At 65.8% G+C, this 18,180-nt stretch carries 21 protein-coding genes; 14 read left to right on the top strand and 7 right to left on the bottom strand.

The features are described 5' to 3' along the window. Nucleotides 1-10: 10 nt before the first annotated feature. On the top strand, nt 11-610 hold the full coding sequence (locus tag ACYQPG_RS17570; protein ID WP_461231383.1) for a TetR/AcrR family transcriptional regulator: 600 nt from the start codon (nt 11-13) through the stop codon (nt 608-610). Nucleotides 611-786: 176 nt separating this feature from the next. On the opposite strand, the gene ACYQPG_RS17565 is transcribed toward ACYQPG_RS17570, so the two are convergent. Next, nucleotides 787-1,701 carry a LysR family transcriptional regulator gene (locus ACYQPG_RS17565; RefSeq protein ID WP_461231382.1) on the bottom strand — a complete coding sequence of 305 codons (915 nt, stop codon included), beginning with the start codon at nt 1,699-1,701 and terminating at the stop codon, nt 787-789. Between the two features lie 89 nt (nt 1,702-1,790). Here ACYQPG_RS17565 and ACYQPG_RS17560 point away from each other — a divergent pair, with 89 nt between their 5' ends. From ACYQPG_RS17560 to ACYQPG_RS17550, 3 genes are all read left to right on the top strand, one after another. Beyond that, entirely contained in the window at nt 1,791-2,165 is a 375-nt protein-coding gene (locus ACYQPG_RS17560) for a DUF427 domain-containing protein (RefSeq protein ID WP_461231381.1), read from the top strand. Nucleotides 2,166-2,309: 144 nt separating this feature from the next. Next, the gene (locus ACYQPG_RS17555) at nt 2,310-2,981 is read left to right on the top strand and encodes a glutathione S-transferase family protein (RefSeq protein WP_461231380.1); all 672 of its coding nucleotides are present in this window, start codon (nt 2,310-2,312) and stop codon (nt 2,979-2,981) included. A 169-nt stretch (nt 2,982-3,150) separates the two neighbouring features. Beyond that, nucleotides 3,151-3,963 (top strand): SDR family NAD(P)-dependent oxidoreductase, encoded by an 813-nt coding sequence (locus tag ACYQPG_RS17550; RefSeq protein WP_461231379.1) that lies wholly within the window; start codon nt 3,151-3,153, stop codon nt 3,961-3,963. Between the two features lie 299 nt (nt 3,964-4,262). Here ACYQPG_RS17550 and ACYQPG_RS17545 read toward each other — a convergent pair whose 3' ends face one another. Beyond that, the gene (locus ACYQPG_RS17545; protein ID WP_461232474.1) at nt 4,263-4,613 is read right to left on the bottom strand and encodes an ArsR/SmtB family transcription factor; all 351 of its coding nucleotides are present in this window, start codon (nt 4,611-4,613) and stop codon (nt 4,263-4,265) included. Nucleotides 4,614-4,728: 115 nt separating this feature from the next. Between ACYQPG_RS17545 and ACYQPG_RS17540 the strand changes: the two genes are divergently transcribed. The 6 genes from ACYQPG_RS17540 to ACYQPG_RS17515 all read left to right on the top strand — a co-directional run bounded on the left by ACYQPG_RS17540 (nt 4,729) and on the right by ACYQPG_RS17515 (nt 10,791). Next, on the top strand, nt 4,729-5,475 hold the full coding sequence (locus ACYQPG_RS17540) for an SDR family NAD(P)-dependent oxidoreductase (RefSeq protein ID WP_461231378.1): 747 nt from the start codon (nt 4,729-4,731) through the stop codon (nt 5,473-5,475). 20 nt (nt 5,476-5,495) lie between these two features. After that, a complete protein-coding gene (locus ACYQPG_RS17535; RefSeq protein ID WP_461231377.1) occupies nt 5,496-6,611 on the top strand; it encodes an NADH:flavin oxidoreductase in 1,116 nt (371 codons plus the stop codon). Between the two features lie 43 nt (nt 6,612-6,654). Beyond that, nucleotides 6,655-7,554 carry an NADP-dependent oxidoreductase gene (locus tag ACYQPG_RS17530; protein WP_461231376.1) on the top strand — a complete coding sequence of 300 codons (900 nt, stop codon included), beginning with the start codon at nt 6,655-6,657 and terminating at the stop codon, nt 7,552-7,554. A 94-nt stretch (nt 7,555-7,648) separates the two neighbouring features. Beyond that, nucleotides 7,649-8,572, top strand: a complete 924-nt coding sequence (locus ACYQPG_RS17525) for an NAD-dependent epimerase/dehydratase family protein (protein WP_461231375.1) — start codon at nt 7,649-7,651, stop codon at nt 8,570-8,572. Nucleotides 8,573-8,657: 85 nt separating this feature from the next. Beyond that, nucleotides 8,658-9,617, top strand: a complete 960-nt coding sequence (locus ACYQPG_RS17520; protein WP_461231374.1) for an NAD-dependent epimerase/dehydratase family protein — start codon at nt 8,658-8,660, stop codon at nt 9,615-9,617. After that, nucleotides 9,508-10,791 (top strand): FAD-dependent monooxygenase, encoded by a 1,284-nt coding sequence (locus ACYQPG_RS17515; RefSeq protein WP_461231373.1) that lies wholly within the window; start codon nt 9,508-9,510, stop codon nt 10,789-10,791. Before ACYQPG_RS17520 ends, ACYQPG_RS17515 begins: the two co-directional genes overlap by 110 nt. Nucleotides 10,792-10,925: 134 nt before the next feature. Here the strand turns inward: ACYQPG_RS17515 and ACYQPG_RS17510 are convergent, their stop codons facing one another. Then, nucleotides 10,926-11,816: a LysR family transcriptional regulator gene (locus ACYQPG_RS17510; protein WP_461231372.1), complete on the bottom strand. Its 891-nt coding sequence runs from the start codon at nt 11,814-11,816 to the stop codon at nt 10,926-10,928. Nucleotides 11,817-11,918: 102 nt separating this feature from the next. Between ACYQPG_RS17510 and ACYQPG_RS17505 the strand changes: the two genes are divergently transcribed. Together ACYQPG_RS17505 and ACYQPG_RS17500 are read left to right on the top strand one after the other, a co-directional pair. Next, nucleotides 11,919-12,788 (top strand): NmrA/HSCARG family protein, encoded by an 870-nt coding sequence (locus tag ACYQPG_RS17505; protein ID WP_461231371.1) that lies wholly within the window; start codon nt 11,919-11,921, stop codon nt 12,786-12,788. A gap of 41 nt (nt 12,789-12,829) precedes the next feature. Further along, nucleotides 12,830-13,303 (top strand): AtaL-like protein, encoded by a 474-nt coding sequence (locus ACYQPG_RS17500; RefSeq protein ID WP_461231370.1) that lies wholly within the window; start codon nt 12,830-12,832, stop codon nt 13,301-13,303. Between the two features lie 277 nt (nt 13,304-13,580). Here the strand turns inward: ACYQPG_RS17500 and ACYQPG_RS17495 are convergent, their stop codons facing one another. The 3 genes from ACYQPG_RS17495 to ACYQPG_RS17485 form a co-directional block, all read right to left on the bottom strand. Further along, nucleotides 13,581-14,054, bottom strand: a complete 474-nt coding sequence (locus ACYQPG_RS17495) for a VOC family protein (RefSeq protein WP_461231369.1) — start codon at nt 14,052-14,054, stop codon at nt 13,581-13,583. Nucleotides 14,055-14,241: 187 nt separating this feature from the next. Then, entirely contained in the window at nt 14,242-14,541 is a 300-nt protein-coding gene (locus ACYQPG_RS17490) for a putative quinol monooxygenase (RefSeq protein ID WP_461231368.1), read from the bottom strand. Nucleotides 14,542-14,555: 14 nt separating this feature from the next. Continuing rightward, entirely contained in the window at nt 14,556-15,575 is a 1,020-nt protein-coding gene (locus ACYQPG_RS17485; protein WP_461231367.1) for an NADP-dependent oxidoreductase, read from the bottom strand. Nucleotides 15,576-15,665: 90 nt separating this feature from the next. Between ACYQPG_RS17485 and ACYQPG_RS17480 the strand changes: the two genes are divergently transcribed. Beyond that, nucleotides 15,666-16,214, top strand: coding sequence for a TetR/AcrR family transcriptional regulator (locus ACYQPG_RS17480; protein ID WP_461231366.1), 549 nt, complete (start codon nt 15,666-15,668; stop codon nt 16,212-16,214). A gap of 125 nt (nt 16,215-16,339) precedes the next feature. Here ACYQPG_RS17480 and ACYQPG_RS17475 read toward each other — a convergent pair whose 3' ends face one another. Continuing rightward, nucleotides 16,340-16,876: an SRPBCC family protein gene (locus tag ACYQPG_RS17475; RefSeq protein ID WP_461231365.1), complete on the bottom strand. Its 537-nt coding sequence runs from the start codon at nt 16,874-16,876 to the stop codon at nt 16,340-16,342. Between the two features lie 111 nt (nt 16,877-16,987). On the opposite strand from ACYQPG_RS17475, the gene ACYQPG_RS17470 reads away from it, so the two are divergent. After that, nucleotides 16,988-17,959, top strand: a complete 972-nt coding sequence (locus ACYQPG_RS17470; RefSeq protein WP_461231364.1) for a LysR family transcriptional regulator — start codon at nt 16,988-16,990, stop codon at nt 17,957-17,959. Nucleotides 17,960-18,180 lie beyond the last annotated feature (221 nt).

Genomic DNA, 18,180 nt, shown 5'->3' with positions numbered 1-18,180 from the left:
CCTGCAGACAATGGTGATGGGGCGGCCCCGGTCCTTCGACATGGACAAAGCCCTCGACGAGGCGATGGAGGTGTTCTGGCGCCATGGTTACGACGGCGCCAGCCTCGCCATGCTGACGAAGGCGATGGGTATCAAGGCGCCGAGCCTCTACGCCGCCTTCGGTAGCAAGGAAGGCCTGCTGAAGGCCGCCCTGGATCGCTACGCGCTGCGGCGCTCCGAGCACATGCGCTACGTGCTGACCGGTCCCACCGCGCGCGATGTGGCCGAACGATTCCTCAGTAGCATCGCCGAGAGCCATACCGACCCGGCCAATCCGCCCGGCTGCCTCCTGGTCCAGGGCGGCCTCGCTTGTGGCGCCGGCTCGGAGAACATCCCGTTCGAATTGGCCTCCCGCCGGGCGCAGACCGAGACGGAACTCCTCGGGCGCTTCGTCCAGGCCAAGGAGGCCGGCGATCTCCCGGCCGATGCGGACCCGGTGGCGCTGGCGCGATTCCTGTCGACCGTGGCCTCCGGCATGGGGGTCATGGCGTCGTCCGGCGCGAACCGCGACGCCTTGCGCACGGTGGCGTCCGTCTCGCTTAACGCGTTTAAGAGGAGCGGACAGGCTTAGGCCATCGCAGGGTCTCGCATTTGGTGCATTGACCGAAAGCTGACCTACTGTTCACCACCCCACTCGGACGTGAAGCAGACGGACAGGTCTCAACCCAAGCTGGCCGTACAAGCCGGTCCCTGTCACCCCCTAAAATGGATGTCCGGACGCGCATCGCTGCGGTTCACCCTGCGCGGTCAACCTTCGCTAATCCGTAGCTCCGGCTCCTCGGCGCACATCGCGGCTAGGAAATCGATGAACCGGCGCACACGGGAGGGCATTCGCCGTCCGGCAGCGATAACCGCGTTGATGGGAAAAGGCGGGGGCGCATACCGGTTCAGAATTTGAACGACTTCGCCCGAGGCTCTCTCATTCGTGAACAGCCAACTCGCATGGTGAGCGATGCCGAGACCCGCGAGGACCGCGGCACGAACATGCTCGGCGTCGTTCGTGCGGAACGCTCCCCCGCCATCGACAGTCACCAGCCGGCCATCCACGTCGAAGCCCCACCCGATGAGATCCCCTTGATAGACATAGCTGATACGCTGGTGGTGGCGTAATTCATCCAATGTCTCTGGCGTGCCATGTCGGGCAAGGTAATCGGCGGAGGCCAGGGTGATCATCCGCATGTCGCCGATGTGACGCGCGACAAGCGCGGAGTCCGCGAGCCGGCCGATACGGATCGCGACGTCCATCCCCTCCTCGATGAGGTCGACGTGCCTCCCGGAGACCTCCATCTCGATGGACACGTCGGGGAAGGCGCTTCTGAAGTCGGCCAGCCGGGGAATGACGAACATCCTCCCGAATGCGGGAGAGAGGGTGACGCGAACCAGTCCCGAAGGGGCCGACTGTCCCGCGGACGCCTTCTCTTCGGCAAAGTCGAGATCCTGCAGGATGCGGAGGGTGTCCTCATAATAATCCTGCCCTGCAGGCGTCACGGCGAGGGTACGGGAGTTCCTCGTAAGGAGTTGCGTCCCGAGGCGCGCCTCAAGCGCAGCGAGCTGCTTGCTAGCCGTCGGCTGGCTGACGTTCAGATCTCGCGCGGCTTGCGAAAAGCTTCCGCTTTCGACGACGCGTACGAACATCCGCATCGCATCCAACTTATCCATCATTTCCATTCCGAGAGAGAATATAATCTATAGCCACTGACTGCCTAGAGAGGTTGGGCATATGATGTAGATTAAGGATGAGAGGAAAGTTCATGACCAATCGCAAGATCCTTACGCCGGACACCAGCCATCCCATCGCCATCAGCAAATGTCCGGTGATGGTCCTTGTCAGAAGGGATATGCTGCGCATCGCACGGACACGCAGCGCGCTGACGCTTGCAGAGGCGTCCTATGAGCCTGTTCAATACATACCTTGTGGTGACGTCGACATGTCCCACTTGGAGCGATCACGACACACGACCTACTGCCCGTACAAGGGCGAGGCGAACTACTTCAGTATACCCGCCCTTGGGGAGGCCGGGCTGAACGCCGTCTGGACCTACGAAGCACCCTTCGAGGCGGTAGGCGACATCGTCGGCCATCTCGCCTTCTACCCCGACCGGGTGTCGGTCGAATTTGCTGATTAGGCCAGTCTCCGCGCGGGAACCATCATATCGTCCATTCCCAAATAGAATAGTTCGTATGGCATTACCGTCAATGCCATTCCTGTTTCGAATGTGAAACATCCACTCCCGATGACCCGCTTCGGGTCCGGAATGGAAGGGACGATCATGACGATGAAGATCTACGGCGATCCGGGTTCGGGCAGCTTGCGCCGGGTAACCACCGCCGCGAAGATCATGGGCATCGAACTGGAGCGCGTGAATGTCGACCTATTCAAGGGCGAGAGCCAGACAGACGCGTTCAAGGTGCGCCTCAACCCGCATGGCCTGACGCCGGTCCTGGAGGACGGGGACTTCATCCTCTACGAGGCCGCAGCGATCAACCTGTACCTGGCCAACAAGGTGAACTCGCCGCTGCTTGGGACCACGGAGAGGGAACGCTCTGAGGTCCTTCAATGGATGTTCTGGTCGGGCGAGCAGTGGCGGACCTACACCGTCACGATCTTCGACGAGCGGATCGGCAAGACCATCATGAAGCTGCCGAAGGACGAAAGCCTCATTGCCTTCGCCGAAGGCAAGATCCGCGCGGCGGCGAAGGTGCTCGACAAGCATCTTGAAGGCCGCGAGTTCATGGTCGGCGACGTGTTGACCCTGGCCGACCTCGATGTCGCAGCCCCCTTCTCCCAGGTCGACCGCGCACGGTTCCCGTTCGGGGATTACCCCAACCTAGTTGCGTGGCACGACAACCTGCTCCGGTCTTTCCCAGCGTGGGCTGAAACGAAGGCCGAGGTCGACGACCGGATGGACACCTTCCTAGAGAGCGTCGGCGTGAAGCTCTGACATCCCGCCTCCGGGTCCGGCCTTCTCTCCGACGAGGATGTTGTGCCCCGCCCGAACCATGACGGTCCCTTTCACGTGATGCCGTGCGGTCAATTCCTCGTCGAGATGTCCATCGGTCAAGCCTCGGTCGGGTCCCGCTCATCGACGAACGCCACACGGAACCGACCCCATGCACATCAACCTCACCGGCAGGAAAGCCATCGTGACGGGATCAACCGCCGGCATCGGGCGGGCAACGGCCGAAGGGCTGGCGCGTGCCGGCGCTGCGGTGGTCTTGAACGGTCGCGGCAGCGTGCGCGTCGACGAGGCGGTGCGGCAGATCCGCGACGCCATTCCCGGGAGCGACGTATCCGGTGTCGCGGCCGACCTTTCGACAGTGGAAGGCGTGAATGCGGTCGTCACCCAGGTTCCCGACGCCGACATCCTCGTGAACAACGTCGGCACCGCCTATCTCCGCCCCTATGCGGGCATCGAGGATATCACCGCCATCCCCGACGGGGACTGGCTCAGCCTGTTCCATCTCAACGTGATGAGCGGCGTGCGCGCGACCCGCCACTACCTGCCACGGATGGTGAGAAAGGGCTGGGGTCGGGTCGTGTTCGTCAGCAGCGAGTCCGCGGTCAACACCCCGAAGGAGATGCTCGACTACGGCATGACCAAGATCGCGCAGCTCGCCGTGTCACGCGGCTTAGCCGAGGCCGTCGCGGGTACCGGGGTCACCGTGAATGCGATCCTGCCCGGTCCGACCAGGTCCGAGATCCTCGGCAACTTCATGGCGCAGCAGGCGAGGGATCAAGGCATCACCCAGGAGGAGGCCGAACAGGCCTTCCTGTCGTCGCTGCGTCCGACGAGCCTACTCGGGCGGTTCGCGACGACCGAGGAGGTCGCCAACATGATCGTCTACGCCTGCTCGGAACAGTCCTCCGCGACCAGCGGCGCGGCGCTGCGCGTCGACGGCGGCGTTGTCCGCTCCGTAGCCTAGGTTGGCTCAGTCGGTCGGCGCCGTCCATTGGATCGTGCCGCAGGTCCACCCTTCAGGCCTTCTCAACGGCTGAACCCGCCCGGCTACGCTTCCTTTGTGTATGCCCGATTGTTCGAGGGCGGGTTCGTGACCGACCTGCCGCGTTCTAGCGCTACACGGCGTTCCAAGAGGATGACCACTTGGTGCCCCAGCCGGCGCCTTGCGTTGCCGATCCAGTGCACGCCTTGCCGCAGGATAGTCGAGAGTTCCTCGAAAGGTCCGCCCGGGGCTCCAGTGGCTGCTGACCCGCTTAACGGACGCTACCGGTCAGCTCTCGCTCGTGGACCGTAGTGCCATGCGTAAGCATCCATGACGGACCTCACGAGGTCTCTGAGCGGCTCCTGTAATTCGGGGGTCCGCGACCGATTACGGATCTCGACGCCGTGGCGCTCGCTCCGGATAAGGCCGGCCTCGCGCAGCACCTTGATGTGTTGGGATAGGGATGACCGAGGGACCACGCGCTCGCCCGTGTTCGCCAAAGCCGTGCACGTCCCGCCGGAACAGACGCCCTCAATCTGCGCGAAAATCGCCGCGCGCTCCGCGTCGCCCAGGGCGTGCAGGATCGCGTCAGGCCGTACGTCCTCGATGGCGGGGTGGGATGGCTGGCGCATGGGGTTTCCATAAACGGCCTTGACAGCGAGTTCAATAATCCAGAAAACCTGAATAACGGGATAAAGGAATTTAAAGCTGCCTTGGCGCGGCGGTCCCGGTTCGGAAGGTCTCAACATGGATAAGCTCACTGGGAAGGTCGCGGTCGTGACCGGAGCCTCCAAGGGCATCGGCGCGGCCATCGCCAAGGCGTTCGCCACCGAGGGCGCCAAGGTGGTGGTGAACTATGCGTCGAGCCGCGAGGGAGCGGACGCCGTCGTCGAGGCAATCAGGCAAGCCGGCGGAGAGGCCATCGCGGTCGCCGGCGACGTTTCGAAGGCGGACCAGGCGCAAGGCCTGGTGGACGCCGCGGTCGCGGAGTTCGGGCGACTGGACGTGCTGGTGAACAACGCCGCCATCTACGCCATGGTGCCCATCGAGCAGGTCACTGAGGATTACTACCGCCGCACCTTCGACGTGAACGTTCTCGGTCCCCTGCTGACCACCCAGGCGGCGCTCAAGCACCTCGGCGAGGGCGGCAGCATCATCAACATCTCGTCGAACGCGACGACCCTGTTGCCCCCGACGTCCGCCGTCTATGCGGGCACAAAGGGGGCCCTTGAGGCCATCACCGGCGTGCTCGCCAACGAGTTGGGCGGGCGCAGGATCCGGGTGAACGCGCTCCTTCCCGGCGTCGTCGAGACCGAGGGCACCCGCGCCATGGGGATGATCGGCTCGGACTTCGAGCAATACGCGATTGCCCAGACCCCGCTCGGACGTATCGGACAACCGGACGACATCACCGGCGCCGCGGTCTTCCTGGCCTCGGACGATGCCCGCTGGATCACCGGCGAGCGCCTGATGGCGAGCGGCGGCTTCCGTTGAGCGCGCGAGGAGGTTTCCCAATGTCCGTCCCCGACACCGCTCCGCTGTTTCGCCCCTTCCATCTCAAGTCGCTCGACCTGAAGAACCGCATCGTCATGGCGCCGATGACCCGCGCCATGGCACCGGGTGGCATCCCGCGCGAGGCGAACGCGGCCTATTACAGGCGTCGGGCCGAGGGACAGGTCGGGCTGATCCTCTCGGAGGGCACGGTCGTCGACCGCCCCGCGTCGCGCAATCATCCCGACGTACCGTCCTTCTACGGAGAGGCCGCCCTCGCCGGGTGGAAGGGCGTCATCGACACCGTCCACGAGGCCGGCGGCCGGATGGCGCCGCAACTCTGGCACACCGGATCGACCAAGCACCTGCAATGGGAGCCGGACGCCCCGGTCGAGAGCCCCTCCGGCCTGTTGGCACCAGATGCGCCGCGGGGAGAGGCCATGAGCGAGGAGGCCATCGCCGACACGGTGGCGGCCTTCGCCTCGGCGGCGACCGAGGCCAAGCGGCTCGGCTTCGACGCAGTCGAGATCCACGGCGCGCACGGATACCTCATCGACCAGTTCTTCTGGTCCGGCACGAACCTGCGCACCGACCGGTACGGGGGCGCGACCCTCAAGGAACGGGCTAGGTTCGCGGGCGAGACCGTCGCCGCTGTCAAATCGGCCATCGGGCCCGACCTCCCGCTCATCCTGCGCGTCAGCCAATGGAAGCAGCAGGACTACACGGTCAGGCTCGCCGAAACGCCGAAGCTCATGACCGAATGGCTACTGCCCCTGGTGGAGGCGGGCGTGGACATCCTGCATTGCTCCCAGCGCCGGTACTGGGAGCCTGAGTTCCCGGAGATCGATGGCGAGGACGGCCTCAACCTCGCCGGGTGGGCCAAGAAGCTGACGGGGGCGGCGACGATTGCAGTCGGGTCGGTCGGCCTGTCCGCCGATTCATCGTCCGCGTTCCGTGGCGAGAGCTCCACCAGCGTGGGACTGGATCGATTGGTCGAGCGCATGGGACGGGACGAGTTCGACCTCATCGCGGTCGGACGGGCGCTGCTCAGCGACCCCAACTGGGTCCTGAAAACACAAGGACGGGACCCGGAATCCCTCAAGGGCTTCGACTTCGCCTCCCTCTCCGAACTGGTCTGATCCCCGCAGGCTGGCGCGAAGCATTCCAAGAGAGGCCGCTAACATGGAAACCACGGCTTTGACCGCCAAGCGGTACGGGCAATCCGACGTGCTGGAGTTCACCACGTTCGAACTTCCGCCGCTTGGCGTTGGGCTTGCGCGCATCGCCGTGAGGGCAGCCGGGATCAATCCGGTCGATGCCCGCCGGATGACGGGCGAGCTCCGCCACGGCACCCCTCCGCTGTCGTTCGGCACCGAGTTCGCCGGCACGGTCGTCGCGTTGGACGGCGATGCCGGGGGATGGAGGGTCGGCGACGAGGTCCTGGGATCAGGTGGCGACTTCACCCATGCCACGGTCATCGACGTTCCCATCGCCAACCTGGTGAAGCGCCCGTTGTCGGTTCCCTGGGAGGTCGCCGGCTCGCTGGCCGGGGCGGCGCAGACCGCCGTGACGATTATGGAGGAGCTCGGCCCGATCTCCTCGCTCCTCGTGCACGGCGGCGCGGGAGGCGTCGGGTCGATTACGCTGCAACTGGCACGACGGCAGGGCATCGCCGTCGTGGCCACCGGCTCGGAGGCCAACCAGGATTACCTCGCCTCGCTCGGCGCGATCCCGGTCGTGTACGGACCTGGCCTCATCGAGCGGCTGGAAATGGCCTGGCCGGATCGGTTCGATGCATCCATCGACATGGCGGCTTCGGACGAGGCGACGCAAGCCTCGCTGGACCGCGTGAGACCGGACGGGCTCATCGGGTCCATAGCCGCGATGCAACCCTCCTCGCTGCGCATCAAGCAGATCTGGAGACGGCGGGACCCAAGGGTGGTCGAGCGCATCGTGGACGGCATCGCGGCAGGCGACTTCGCTTGGAAGGTCAGCGCAACCCACCCCTTCGCTGACGCACCGAAAGCCTACGATGCGATCCTGCAAAGGCATGTCCGAGGAAAGAGTGCGCTCGTCTTCTGAGCCGCCGAGGGACCGAGCCCCTCCAACATCAATGGTCCCAACCGCCTGTGCCAATGACCGACACAAGCCTTAAAAAACAACCTTAGATAGAGATATGACCATGAAAGTATTCATGACGGGTGCCACCGGCTACATCGGAAGCGCCATCGTCCAAAGGCTGCTGGAAGCAGGGAACCGGATCGTGGCACTCGCCCGTTCCAACGATTCAGCACGGAACCTGGAAAGCAAAGGCATCGAGCCTCTCCACGGTGCCCTCACCGATACGCAAACCCTCACGCATGCGGCCGAGGCGGCAGACGGCGTCATCCACAATGCCTTCGACATGAGTACGGGCGACTTCGCGGCATCCAATGCCCTCGATGCCAAGGCCGTCGAAGCCTTGATCGCCGGGCTGCAGGGGAGCGACAAGCCGCTCGTCTACACCAGCGGGACGGGGGTGTTGGGAAACACCGGGTCGGTCGTCTTTGATGAGGATACCCCCATTGCGGCGTCGGAACTGCCCGCCGTCCGGGCGCTCCAGATGCGCCTCGAAATCGAGAAGATGGTCCTGAACGCGCCGGGCCTGCGCGGCATCGTGCTGCGACCGCCCAACGTGTACGGGCGTGGCGACGGCCGCGCCGTGTTCTGGATGATACGGGCCGCCGCCGAACGATTGGGGGCAGTCCCCTACGCGGACGGGTCAGCCGACAATCTCTGGACCTTCGTCCATGTCGACGACCTGGCCGACCTCTTCGTACTCGCCCTCGAAAAGGCCCCTGCCGGGCAGCTCTTCCACGCCGGGGCCCAAAACGGCCTACTCACCCAGGACATAGCCGTCGCCCTCAGCCACGGCATGGGGCTGGGCGGGAAGACCGTGGCCCTGGAACGTGCCGCCCTCGCCGAAGCTATCGGCTTTCCGCCGATGGCGGATTACTGGTCTTCGAACAGCCAGTCATCGAGCGCGAAGGCCCGTCGAATGCTGGGGTGGGAACCGCGGCACGTAGACCTCCTCGGCGAGGTGGCCCGGGCCTCGGTCTAGGTCGGTTCCCGCACGGCACGTCCCAGACCCCGCAACCTTCCTCGCTTCATCCGCACATTCGGCTCGCTTCGTCGAGGCATCACCCATGTCGAAAAGCATCTTTGTCATCGGCGCCACCGGCTACCTCGGCGGCGTGCTCGCTCGGCACTTCGTGGAGGAGGGGTACGAGGTCACCGGCCTGGCGCGGACGAAGGAGGCCGGCGCGAAGCTGGCAGCGGACGGGATCACGCCGGTGTCGGGCAACCTCGACGCTGCCATGGCCACCGTGTCGACGGCCGCACGCCACGCCGACGCGGTGGTCTACGCCGCTCAGGTCGAGTTGGATCGCGAACCCGTCGTCCTTGAACAGTTGTGCGAGGCGCTGGCTGGGACGGGCAAGACGCTGATCTTCACCTCCGGAAGCGGCGTCTTCATGAAGCGAACGGGCGGTGAATGGACTTCGGACGCGATGGCCGAAGACGACCCGTTCGAACCCGTCGCATTCCTGAGCGAGCGGGTGAGGACGGAGCGCATCGTGCGTGCGGCGACGGAAACAGGAGTTCGCGGCATTGTTATCCGGCCGCCGGCGATCTGGGGGCCGGGCGACAATGGGCAGGTGGCCCGGGTCTATCGCACCGTCGCGACCGCGGGGGCGGCCTGCTACGTCGGTTCGGGCTTGGCGGCTTATTCGAGCATCCACCACGCCGACCTAGCTCGGCTGTACTCGCTGGCCATCGAGCGTGGCGTACCCGGCGCCCTGTATCATGCAGCCGGTGGAGAGTTTGCCTGGAGGTGGATCGCGGAGGCCGTCGCCCGGGACCTGGGCGTACCGACCCGCAGCCTTTCGATGGAGGAGGCGCACAAGATGTTCGGTCCGCGGGGCGCGATGATCTATTCCGCGTGCAGCCGCTCGCTCGACCACCGCGCCCGGACGGAGCTCGGCTGGAAACCGGTCCATGGCGACATGCTCTCCCAGGTCGGGGAGCCGCGTCTGCGCGCACTCGCGCGGCCCGCCCCGGAGGGACCGGATGCCGCCTCGACCGGACATGCCTTCCCCGGTCAGTGAGCCGCCCTCGCGCGTCGTCGAGCCCGACCTTCGAACACGAATTGACCTTGATTTCGAGACGGAGCGGTTCGAGGGTCGCATGAACCGGCAGGTCGACGCCAAGCTTTCCTGGCGCAGGTCGCTGGAGCCCGACCAGCTCTGGTTCTTCTACTACGAGCACGGGCTTGCCGGCGTCATGCCGGTCTGGGGCGGCTACCACCGGCTGTTCTTCCTCGGTGACGACGCCGGCGTGCCTGACCGCGACCCGACGCTCGACGAAATCCAGGCGTTGGCGCGCGAGGTCGTGGGCGACGAGACACTGACGCTCTCGGACCTCCAGTGGTCCACCCACAGCCGCTTCCAGAGCGGCGTCTCGCCGGGCTACGCCAAGGGACGTGTATTCCTGGCGGGCGACGCCGGGCACCTGTCCCTTCCCATCGGCGGCCAGGGCATGAACGCGGGGCTCCACGATTCCATCGAAATCGCGTGGCGGCTGGCCATGACCCTGCGGGGCGAGGCCGCTCCCGTCTTCCTCGGTTCCTACGATGGCGAGCGCGGTGGCGAGCATGCCCGCCTGTGCGAGCAGCAGAACAAGGGAATGCGGACGTCGGTCTATCGCGGCGCGGTCACCGACACGGTTCTGAGTGTGGCCACCAGGATCCTGCCGAACATCGGTTCGCTGATCCTTGGTACGAACGACCTGCAACAGATCTCCGTGGGCTATCCGAACAGCCTGCTCAACGACGACCACCTGACCGGCATCGGCGACCGGATCACGGGTCGTGGGGTTCGGTCCGGCGAACGCGCGCCGGACGCGGAGGTCGTCCACCGGGGCGAGACCACCACGCTGTTCCCGTTCCTCTACAACCCGGACGGACGCACGACCGGATGGGCGCTGCTGTGCTTCGACGGGCGCTCGGACAAGGCGGGGCAGGCCCTCCCGGATGCGATCCGGGCGGTGGCTCCCTGGAAAAGCCTCCGACCGCGCCTCGTGCTCGCCGGCCCATTGGTCGCCGGCGCCGACGCCCTTGTTCTCTCGGACATGGACGGCAAGGCGCACGGCGCCTACGGGCTCGAAGGGGAGCCGGCGCTGGTGTTGGTCCGCCCCGACGGTCACATCGCCTTCCGCGGTGATGCCGACCGGCCCGACCGCCTTGTCGCGTATTGCCGGAAGGTCTTCGGCACGGAAGTGTAGTCATACGGCTCCGGGGCGGTACCTTCCTCGCAGACGGTATCCTTCAGGCGTAGATGCTTGCGAAGGGCCAGCAGGTCCGGTCCATCCGCGGTCAGCCTCGGCTTGGCCAGGGTCGTCGCGCAGGGAACCTTGCGTCACCCCGCGGCGTAGGAGGCCAGCTCGTCGGGCGTCCCGTTGGGGAATGCTCGCTTCAGGTGGTCCAGGAATGCCGACACACGGGCGCTGAGCAGCCGGCGCGAGGGGTAAAGCGTCCAGAGCGCTATATCGGGGCCATCGACATCGCCCCAGTGGAGCAGGGTGCCCGCGGCGAGGTCGTGGCCGACCAGCGAGACCGGCAGGCACCCGGCCCCGACGCCGGCTCGGACCGCATCGCGGACCATGATGAGTGACGATAGCCGCAGCACCGGCTCGAAGGCGATGCGCGATAGTCCGCCGGGTGCGGCGACCTTCCAGGCATCGCTTCCGCCCGGGCCGCGCACCACGGCCGGTACGGTCCGGTTGCCCGCCGGCCGAGCCAGTTCCGGGCTCGCCACCACGACCAGACGGTCACGCAGGAAGACGCGCCCCACCAAGCTCTCGTCGATGTCCGGGTTGACCCGGATCACGAGGTCGTACCCCTCCTCCACCATGTCGACGCCCCGGTCCTCCGTCGTCACCTCCAGCCGAACTTCCGGATGCTTGGCTGCGAACCCGGCCGCCAGCTTTCCCATGGCGACCTGCGAGAACAGGAGCGGCGCACTGATCCGAAGCCGGCCGCGCGGCTTTGTGCTGCCCGAGGCAATTGCTGCCGCGGTCTCTTCGAGTTCAGCCAGCAGCATGCCCGTCCGCTCGTGCAGGGCACGCCCTTCCTCGGTGAGCTTCAGCGTGCGCGCTCCGCGCTCGAACAGGCGCAGGTCGAGGGCGGCCTCCAAGTCAGCCACCCGGCGAGACAGCGTCGCCTTCGGACGCCCGGCCGCCCGCGCGGCGCGCCCGAACCCGCCGTGGCGGGCGACGAGGTTGAAGTCGGCGAGGGCGAGGAGATCCATGCGTTCCACCAGAGAGACGGACCGTCCAGATATAGCGACTTTCGGAGCGGACGTGGATCGCTAAATTCCGGCTTGTCACCAACAGCAACCCGGAGAAACACCATGACCATCCTCGTCACCGGCGCCACCGGCACCATCGGCCGCCATGTCGTCGACCATCTCGTGCAGCGCGGTGCCGATGTCCGCGCCCTTGTCCGCGATCCGGCCAAGGCCGGCCTGCCGGCCGGCGTCGCCGTCGTCCAAGGCGACATGCTGGACGTCGAATCCCTGAGGAGCACCTTCGCGGGCGTCTCGACCATGTTCCTTCTCAACGGGGTCGTGGCTGACGAATTCACCCAGGCTCTGATCGCGCTCAACGTCGCCCGGGAGGCCGGGATCAAGCGGATCGTCTACCTCTCGGTGATCCACAGCGACGTCTACGTGAACGTGCCGCACTTCGCCGGCAAGTTCGGCGTGGAGCGGATGATCGAGCGGATGGGCTTCGAGGCCACCATCCTGCGCCCGGCCTACTTCATGAGCAACGAACTGACGATCAAGGACGTCGTCCTGCAGCACGGCGTCTACCCGATGCCCATCGGCGCCAAGGGGCTTGCCATGGTCGACGGACGCGACCTCGGTGAGATCGCGGCCATCGAACTGATGCGCCGCGAAGAGGCCACCGGGCCGCTCCCCCTCGACCGGATCAACGTCGTCGGTCCCGAGACGCTGACCGGCGCGGACGTGGCCAAGACCTGGTCGGAGGTGCTGGGCCGCCCGGTCGCCTACGGTGGCGACGACACCGCCGGGTTCGAGCAGAACCTCCGCCAGTTCATGCCGGGGTGGATGGCCTACGACATGCGCCTCATGGCCGAGCGCTTCCTCACCGACGGCATGGTCCCCGAGGCCGGCGACGTCGAGCGCCTGACCGCACTCCTGGGCCGCCCCCTGCGCACCTACCGCAACCTTGCGGCCGAGATCGCGGCCTCGGCCTGACGGCTGGGCCACACGCAATCATCAACGGAAGGACCATCGTCATGATCTACTCGACCGCGACCGTCCCGGTGAACCCGGAAGGCGAGACCAAGTTGAGCCGTACCCAGGCTTGGCAGGGCTTGGTCCTCAAGGCCCGCGACGCCCGCCAGTTCCTGCCGCCCAACCTCTGCACGCGTTGCGACGTTGTGGAGGAAAGCGCGACGCACATCGTGCGCGAGGCCACTATCGCGGGCGTCGACCTGCGCGAGATCATCGCCTTCGAGCCCGAGGCCAAGGTGACCTTCTTCCAGGCCACCGGTCCTCGGGAGGGCGCCATCGTGAACGAGCTGTTCGAGGATGACGCCGGCGCGCTCCATCTCCGGTTCTACTGCTACCTCGGCCTGCGCGGGAAGGCGCCGGGTGGACCCGAGGAGCAGACCGAGCAGGCGCAGTTCGACGGCGACAAGGGCTACAGGGCGGCCCTGCTGTCGACTCTGACGCGCACGCGCGAGCTTCTTGCGGAGGGCAAGCTTTGAAGCTTTGTCACAGGGCTGCCGTCCAAGGCAGCCCTACCCGGCACGGCGGCCGCTTCCGGAAGAACCAACCGAAGCATTGAGCGTCGGTTAGGACTGGGCAGTCACTCGCTACCTGAGCCGCCGACGATCATCATCTTGCGTTGCCGGAATGGGTTCGCCCTGATCGCGAGCTGACGCCCCCTCCGGCTTCGCGCCGTCGTTCATCTGAGGCTTAACTCGGGTCCGCCTGGTGAAGTGACCCGAGCTCGGATGCGGTCCCGCCTTCCGGCCGTCCTGATCAGGGCGTCATCCCCTTGGCCCCGAGATCCTTCAGCGCCTTGTCGGTCTTGCGCAGGTCGAGGCCCATGCCGGCCTGAACTCCAGGCGCCTTGGTGAACTGGATGTCGGCGTATTCCATGACCTCGATGCGGTTACCCCAGGGATCGAGGAAGTCGAGGAAGGCTCCCTCGATCATGCGTGCCCCAGCGGCCTCGGCCAGGGCCCTCGCACGGCTGCGGTCGTCGACCACCAAGCCGAAGTGCCCATCCGGCCGGAAGTCGGGTGGGCGCGCAGCCGCCGCGGACGTCTCGGCAAGCGCGAGGAACTGGTCTCCCAGGTCGATGAAGGCGTGTCCCTCAACCCGGCCGCGTAGGGTGAACGAGAAGATCGCCGCGTAGAAGGTAAGCGCGGCTTCGAGGTCGCCCACCTCAAGCGCGACATGGTTCACGCCGACGAGCCTCGGCTTGGTCTCGGTCCCCATCGGTCGCTTCATCGGGCAGGTCCCTTTCCGAACGCAGGCGGGCAGGCTTCGTGCCACGGCGCATTCAATGTCGAAGGTGCGAGGCCGCCCTTTGGTTCGCCGGCATCGCTCGCCACGCATGGACGCTCGCCGACGCGACCATTTGGGGTTTCGGTGCGAGACTAGCTGGGTGCGGCCGCCGAACGTCAGCCTCGTGCCTTCAGTCCATGATCGTCCGTTCGTTGGTGGCGTCGAACTTGTGGAGACCGCCCACCATCCTGCTCGACCACCTCCCGACGAACGCAACGGTGTCCGATGCCTCAAGGTGAGCCGTCAGCGAGGCCTGGTCCCGCCAACGCTCCACGACCAGCATCCGTCCGGCAGCCGCATCCTCCGCGGCGACTGAATAGAACAGGCATCCCTCCCGCGCCCTCGTTGCGGGGGCAAGCGCCTGAACGTCGGAGAGGAACCGAACCGCATCCATTGCCTGCACCTGGACGTATCCTATCAGGATGATCATCGAAGCCGCCATCCTCATGCGACCGTGAGCACGATCTTGCCTTGGATGTGCCCCTGGGCCGCCCGCTCGTGCGCTTCGCGAGCTTCAGCCAGCGGGTAGGTGCTATCGACGACGACGCGGATCGTCCCGGCATCGAGCAGGCGTGCGAGTTCCGCCAACTGCGCTCCGTTTGAGCGCACCTGGGTCGTCGAGACCGTGACGCCCAGCCTCTCCGCTTCCCCGGCGCCGGTAAAGCCAAGGGGAAAGATCGGGAACAAGGCGCCGCCGCGCTTCAGGGTCCGTAGGAAACGGCCTGTCGTGGGGCCACCGACGGCGTCGACGACCAGATCGACGTCATGCGCGACGTCCTCGGGTGCCGTCTTGGTGTAGTCGTTGAACGCGTCGGCGCCGAGGTCGCGCAAAAACGCCTCATGCTTACCCGATGCCACGGCGATGACGCGTGCACCCTTCAGCTTCGCGATCTGCACCGCGAAGTGGCCTACGCCGCCCGCGGCCCCGTTCACGAGGACGGTCCTTCCTTCGAGCGGCGCCATCTCGTGCTGGGTCGGCTGAAGCGGATTCGGTTCGGCGTGCCCGAGCTCGACCAGGAACTGCCAGGCGGTGAGCAGCGACATCGGTGCTCCGGCGGCGTGTACATGGTCGATGCCCGTCGGCTTGAGGGCAACTTCCGAGGCCGGCACGCTGACATACTCGGCATAGGCTCTGCTGCCCCCCGCGAGGCCGCCGGGAAAGCGGACCATCGCGTACACCGGGTCCCCGACGGAAACGCTCTTTACGTCGTCGGCGATTGCCTCGACGACACCCGAGATGTCGGTTCCCGGAATGGCGGGAAAAGCGACCTGCGGCTGCCACTCGGGAGGAAGCATCCGGTACCCGTCGCGCAGGTACCAGTCGGGGGGATTGAGACCGACCGCATGGACGCGGACGGACACTTCGCCGGACCTCAATTCCGGCTTCGGGGCATCCTCATAGACCAGCACCTCGGGACCACCGAACTCGTGAAATCGGATCGCTTTCATCGTTTCTGTCGCCATAACTTCCACCTCCGCCGCAGATGATGTATCCGTTTACCGGAGCACTGCCCCGCATATCCGGAGCGGTGCTCCGTTTGTCAAGTGAGGGCGATGCGAGCGGACGCGAGAAAGAACTACGACCACCTGCTGGTCGTCGCGCGTGGGGTCGTGGCCGAGGAGGGCGCCGACGCGTCGCTGCGCGAGATCGCCCGTCGGGCGGAGGTGGGCCTCGGAACGCTTTACCGGCACTTCCCGACGCGCGAGGCCTTGCTCGAAGCCCTGCTCCGCACGAGCTTCGACGCCCTCACGGACAGGGCGCACGAACTGGAAGGGTCGACGGCGTCAGAGACCGCGCTGACCTCATGGATGCGCGAGATCGTGGCGCTCACGCATGATTTCAGAGGTGCCATCGCCGCGATGGTGAAGGCCATCGCCGAGCCGGACTCACCGCTCCACGCCTCCTGCGTCACGATGAAGGCGGCCGGCACCCACCTCCTCGTCCGCGCCCAGGAGGAGGGCAAGGCGCGAGCCGACCTCAACGGCACCGACCTGTTCGCGTTGGTGAGTGCGCTCGCCTGGCTCCACGACCAGCCGTCGTTCGCGGCACGCGTCGATCACCTCTCCGACGTCATCGCCAGCGCCATCCTGACCAAGCCTTGACGGTTGCCTCGATCCGTCGCCGCGTGAGGGCTGAGGCGTCGCTGGGAAGGGGTGATGGGAGGCTTCAGGGCTTGGCGCCGCCCGGGGAGCACCGGTGCGGCCCATTCAGGTGAGCATCGTCCTTCTCACTTGCCGGCGAAGTGCTTGCCGATGTTATCCATGCAAACCGCCATGAAACCCTTCCACTGCGTTTTGACGAAGAGCATCAGCGGGAGTTTCGCAAACCGGTTCTTTGCGATGAAGGTGTAGGTCCACCTGACTTGAACGCCGCCATCGCGTTCCTCGAACCAGAACTGCCCACGCGCCTCGACCATCAGATGCTTCAACGAGAAGCTCGGGTTACTGACGCGGTAAGCGAAGTAGGAAGCACGCTGATAGTGCGTCACACCCTCGCTGACGGTGCTGCCGTCCGCGAGGTGTACGGTGCGGTCGGAACCGGGCTCATCCCACGGCCCCGAGACGTTCGAGGTGAATGCGACGGCCGGCACGAGGCCGTAGCCGGTAAGGATCTTCGGGAGGACGTCTTCAGCCGCCACGAAATCGAAAACGTCTTCGATCCGGCCCGGGACCAATCTTTCCTGAGTGACCGCGACTTCAAGGACGTTGGCGAGCGTACGCTTCGAATCGCGGTTCGGGGCGCGGTCGACGATTGCGTGGGACATGTGAACCTCCGTTGGTGACGATCAGGGGGTGGCCGATGCCCAATATCTACGTCTTGCCAATTCATCCGATAATCCGCCATTGTCGGGACGGGCTGTACGGGAATTTGGACATTGGGGGCCAACGTCGACGATCTCACTGCCTTCCTGACGGTCGCGCGGTCGCGAGGATTTCGTGAGGCTGCGCGCTCGTTGGGCGTGAGCCCGACGACGCTGAGCGAGACGGTACGACGATTGGAAGCGCGGCTCGGCGTGCGGCTGCTCCATCGCACCACCCGAAGCGTGACCCCGACCGAAGCAGGCCACAGGTTGGTGGAGCGGCTCGTTCCCGCGCTCGGCGAAGTTCAGGCGGCACTGGATAGCGTGAATGCTTTCCGCGACACGCCCGCGGGAACGCTGAGGCTGAACGTTCCGGTCAGCGCGGCGCGTCTTGTACTGCCTCCCCTGCTTGCCGGCTTCCTGAGGTCGTATCCGGATATCCAAGTCGAGGTCGTCACCGAGGACACCATCGTCGACGTGCTGGCAGCCGGGGCGGACGCTGGTATCCGCTATGACAACCGTCTCGAACAGGACATGATCGCTATTCCCATCGGGCCGCGCGTCCAGCGGTTGGCGGTCGCTGCCGCGCCCTCGTATCTCGCGGCTTGGGGTGAGCCCATCCACCCGAGCGATCTCCTTCGGCATCGGTGCTTGCGCGGGCGGTTCGACAACGGTTCGCTCTTCAGCCCCTGGGACTTCGATCGGGCTGACGAGCTCATTCGCATAGAGCCGCAGGGCCCCCTGATCGTCAGCATCAGTGGTGCGATGGACCTCGCCGTGGATATGGCTGTCGCCGGTTCCGGCATCATCGCCCTGTTCGAGGACTGGCTTAGGCCTCATTTGAAGGCCGGCACCTTAGAGCCCGTATTGCCGGATTGGTGGCCGTCCTTCCCGGGTCCATTTCTGTATTATAGCGGCCGCCGCTTGGTACCGCCGCCGCTACGGGCGTTCCTGGACTTCATCAAAGCCGCCAATGAGGGGAGCGACTTTCCGGCGGGGCAGAGCAAAGAAGGCGGTATCCGGAACCCTTCGTTTCCGGAAGGCTGACGCTGCTGCTCGACCTTCCCGCTGGTATGGGTTCATGGCTTTCGGTGCAGCCTCGACGTCGGTGTCGATTGCCGGAAGCGGCGACTGGTTGCGCTCTGCGAGAAACTTCCGAAGCTGCCCCTGCCTGCTTCTAAGGTCACGCGATGAGCGGCCCGCCGGCACAAGCCCCGGATTAACCAGACAGGCCGACGGCGGATCCGCAGGACCTCGAAATACCGTAG

It is taken from the genome of Methylobacterium sp. CM6246 (genome assembly GCF_054818005.1).
This window is presented reverse-complemented; position numbering and strand designations above follow the sequence as displayed.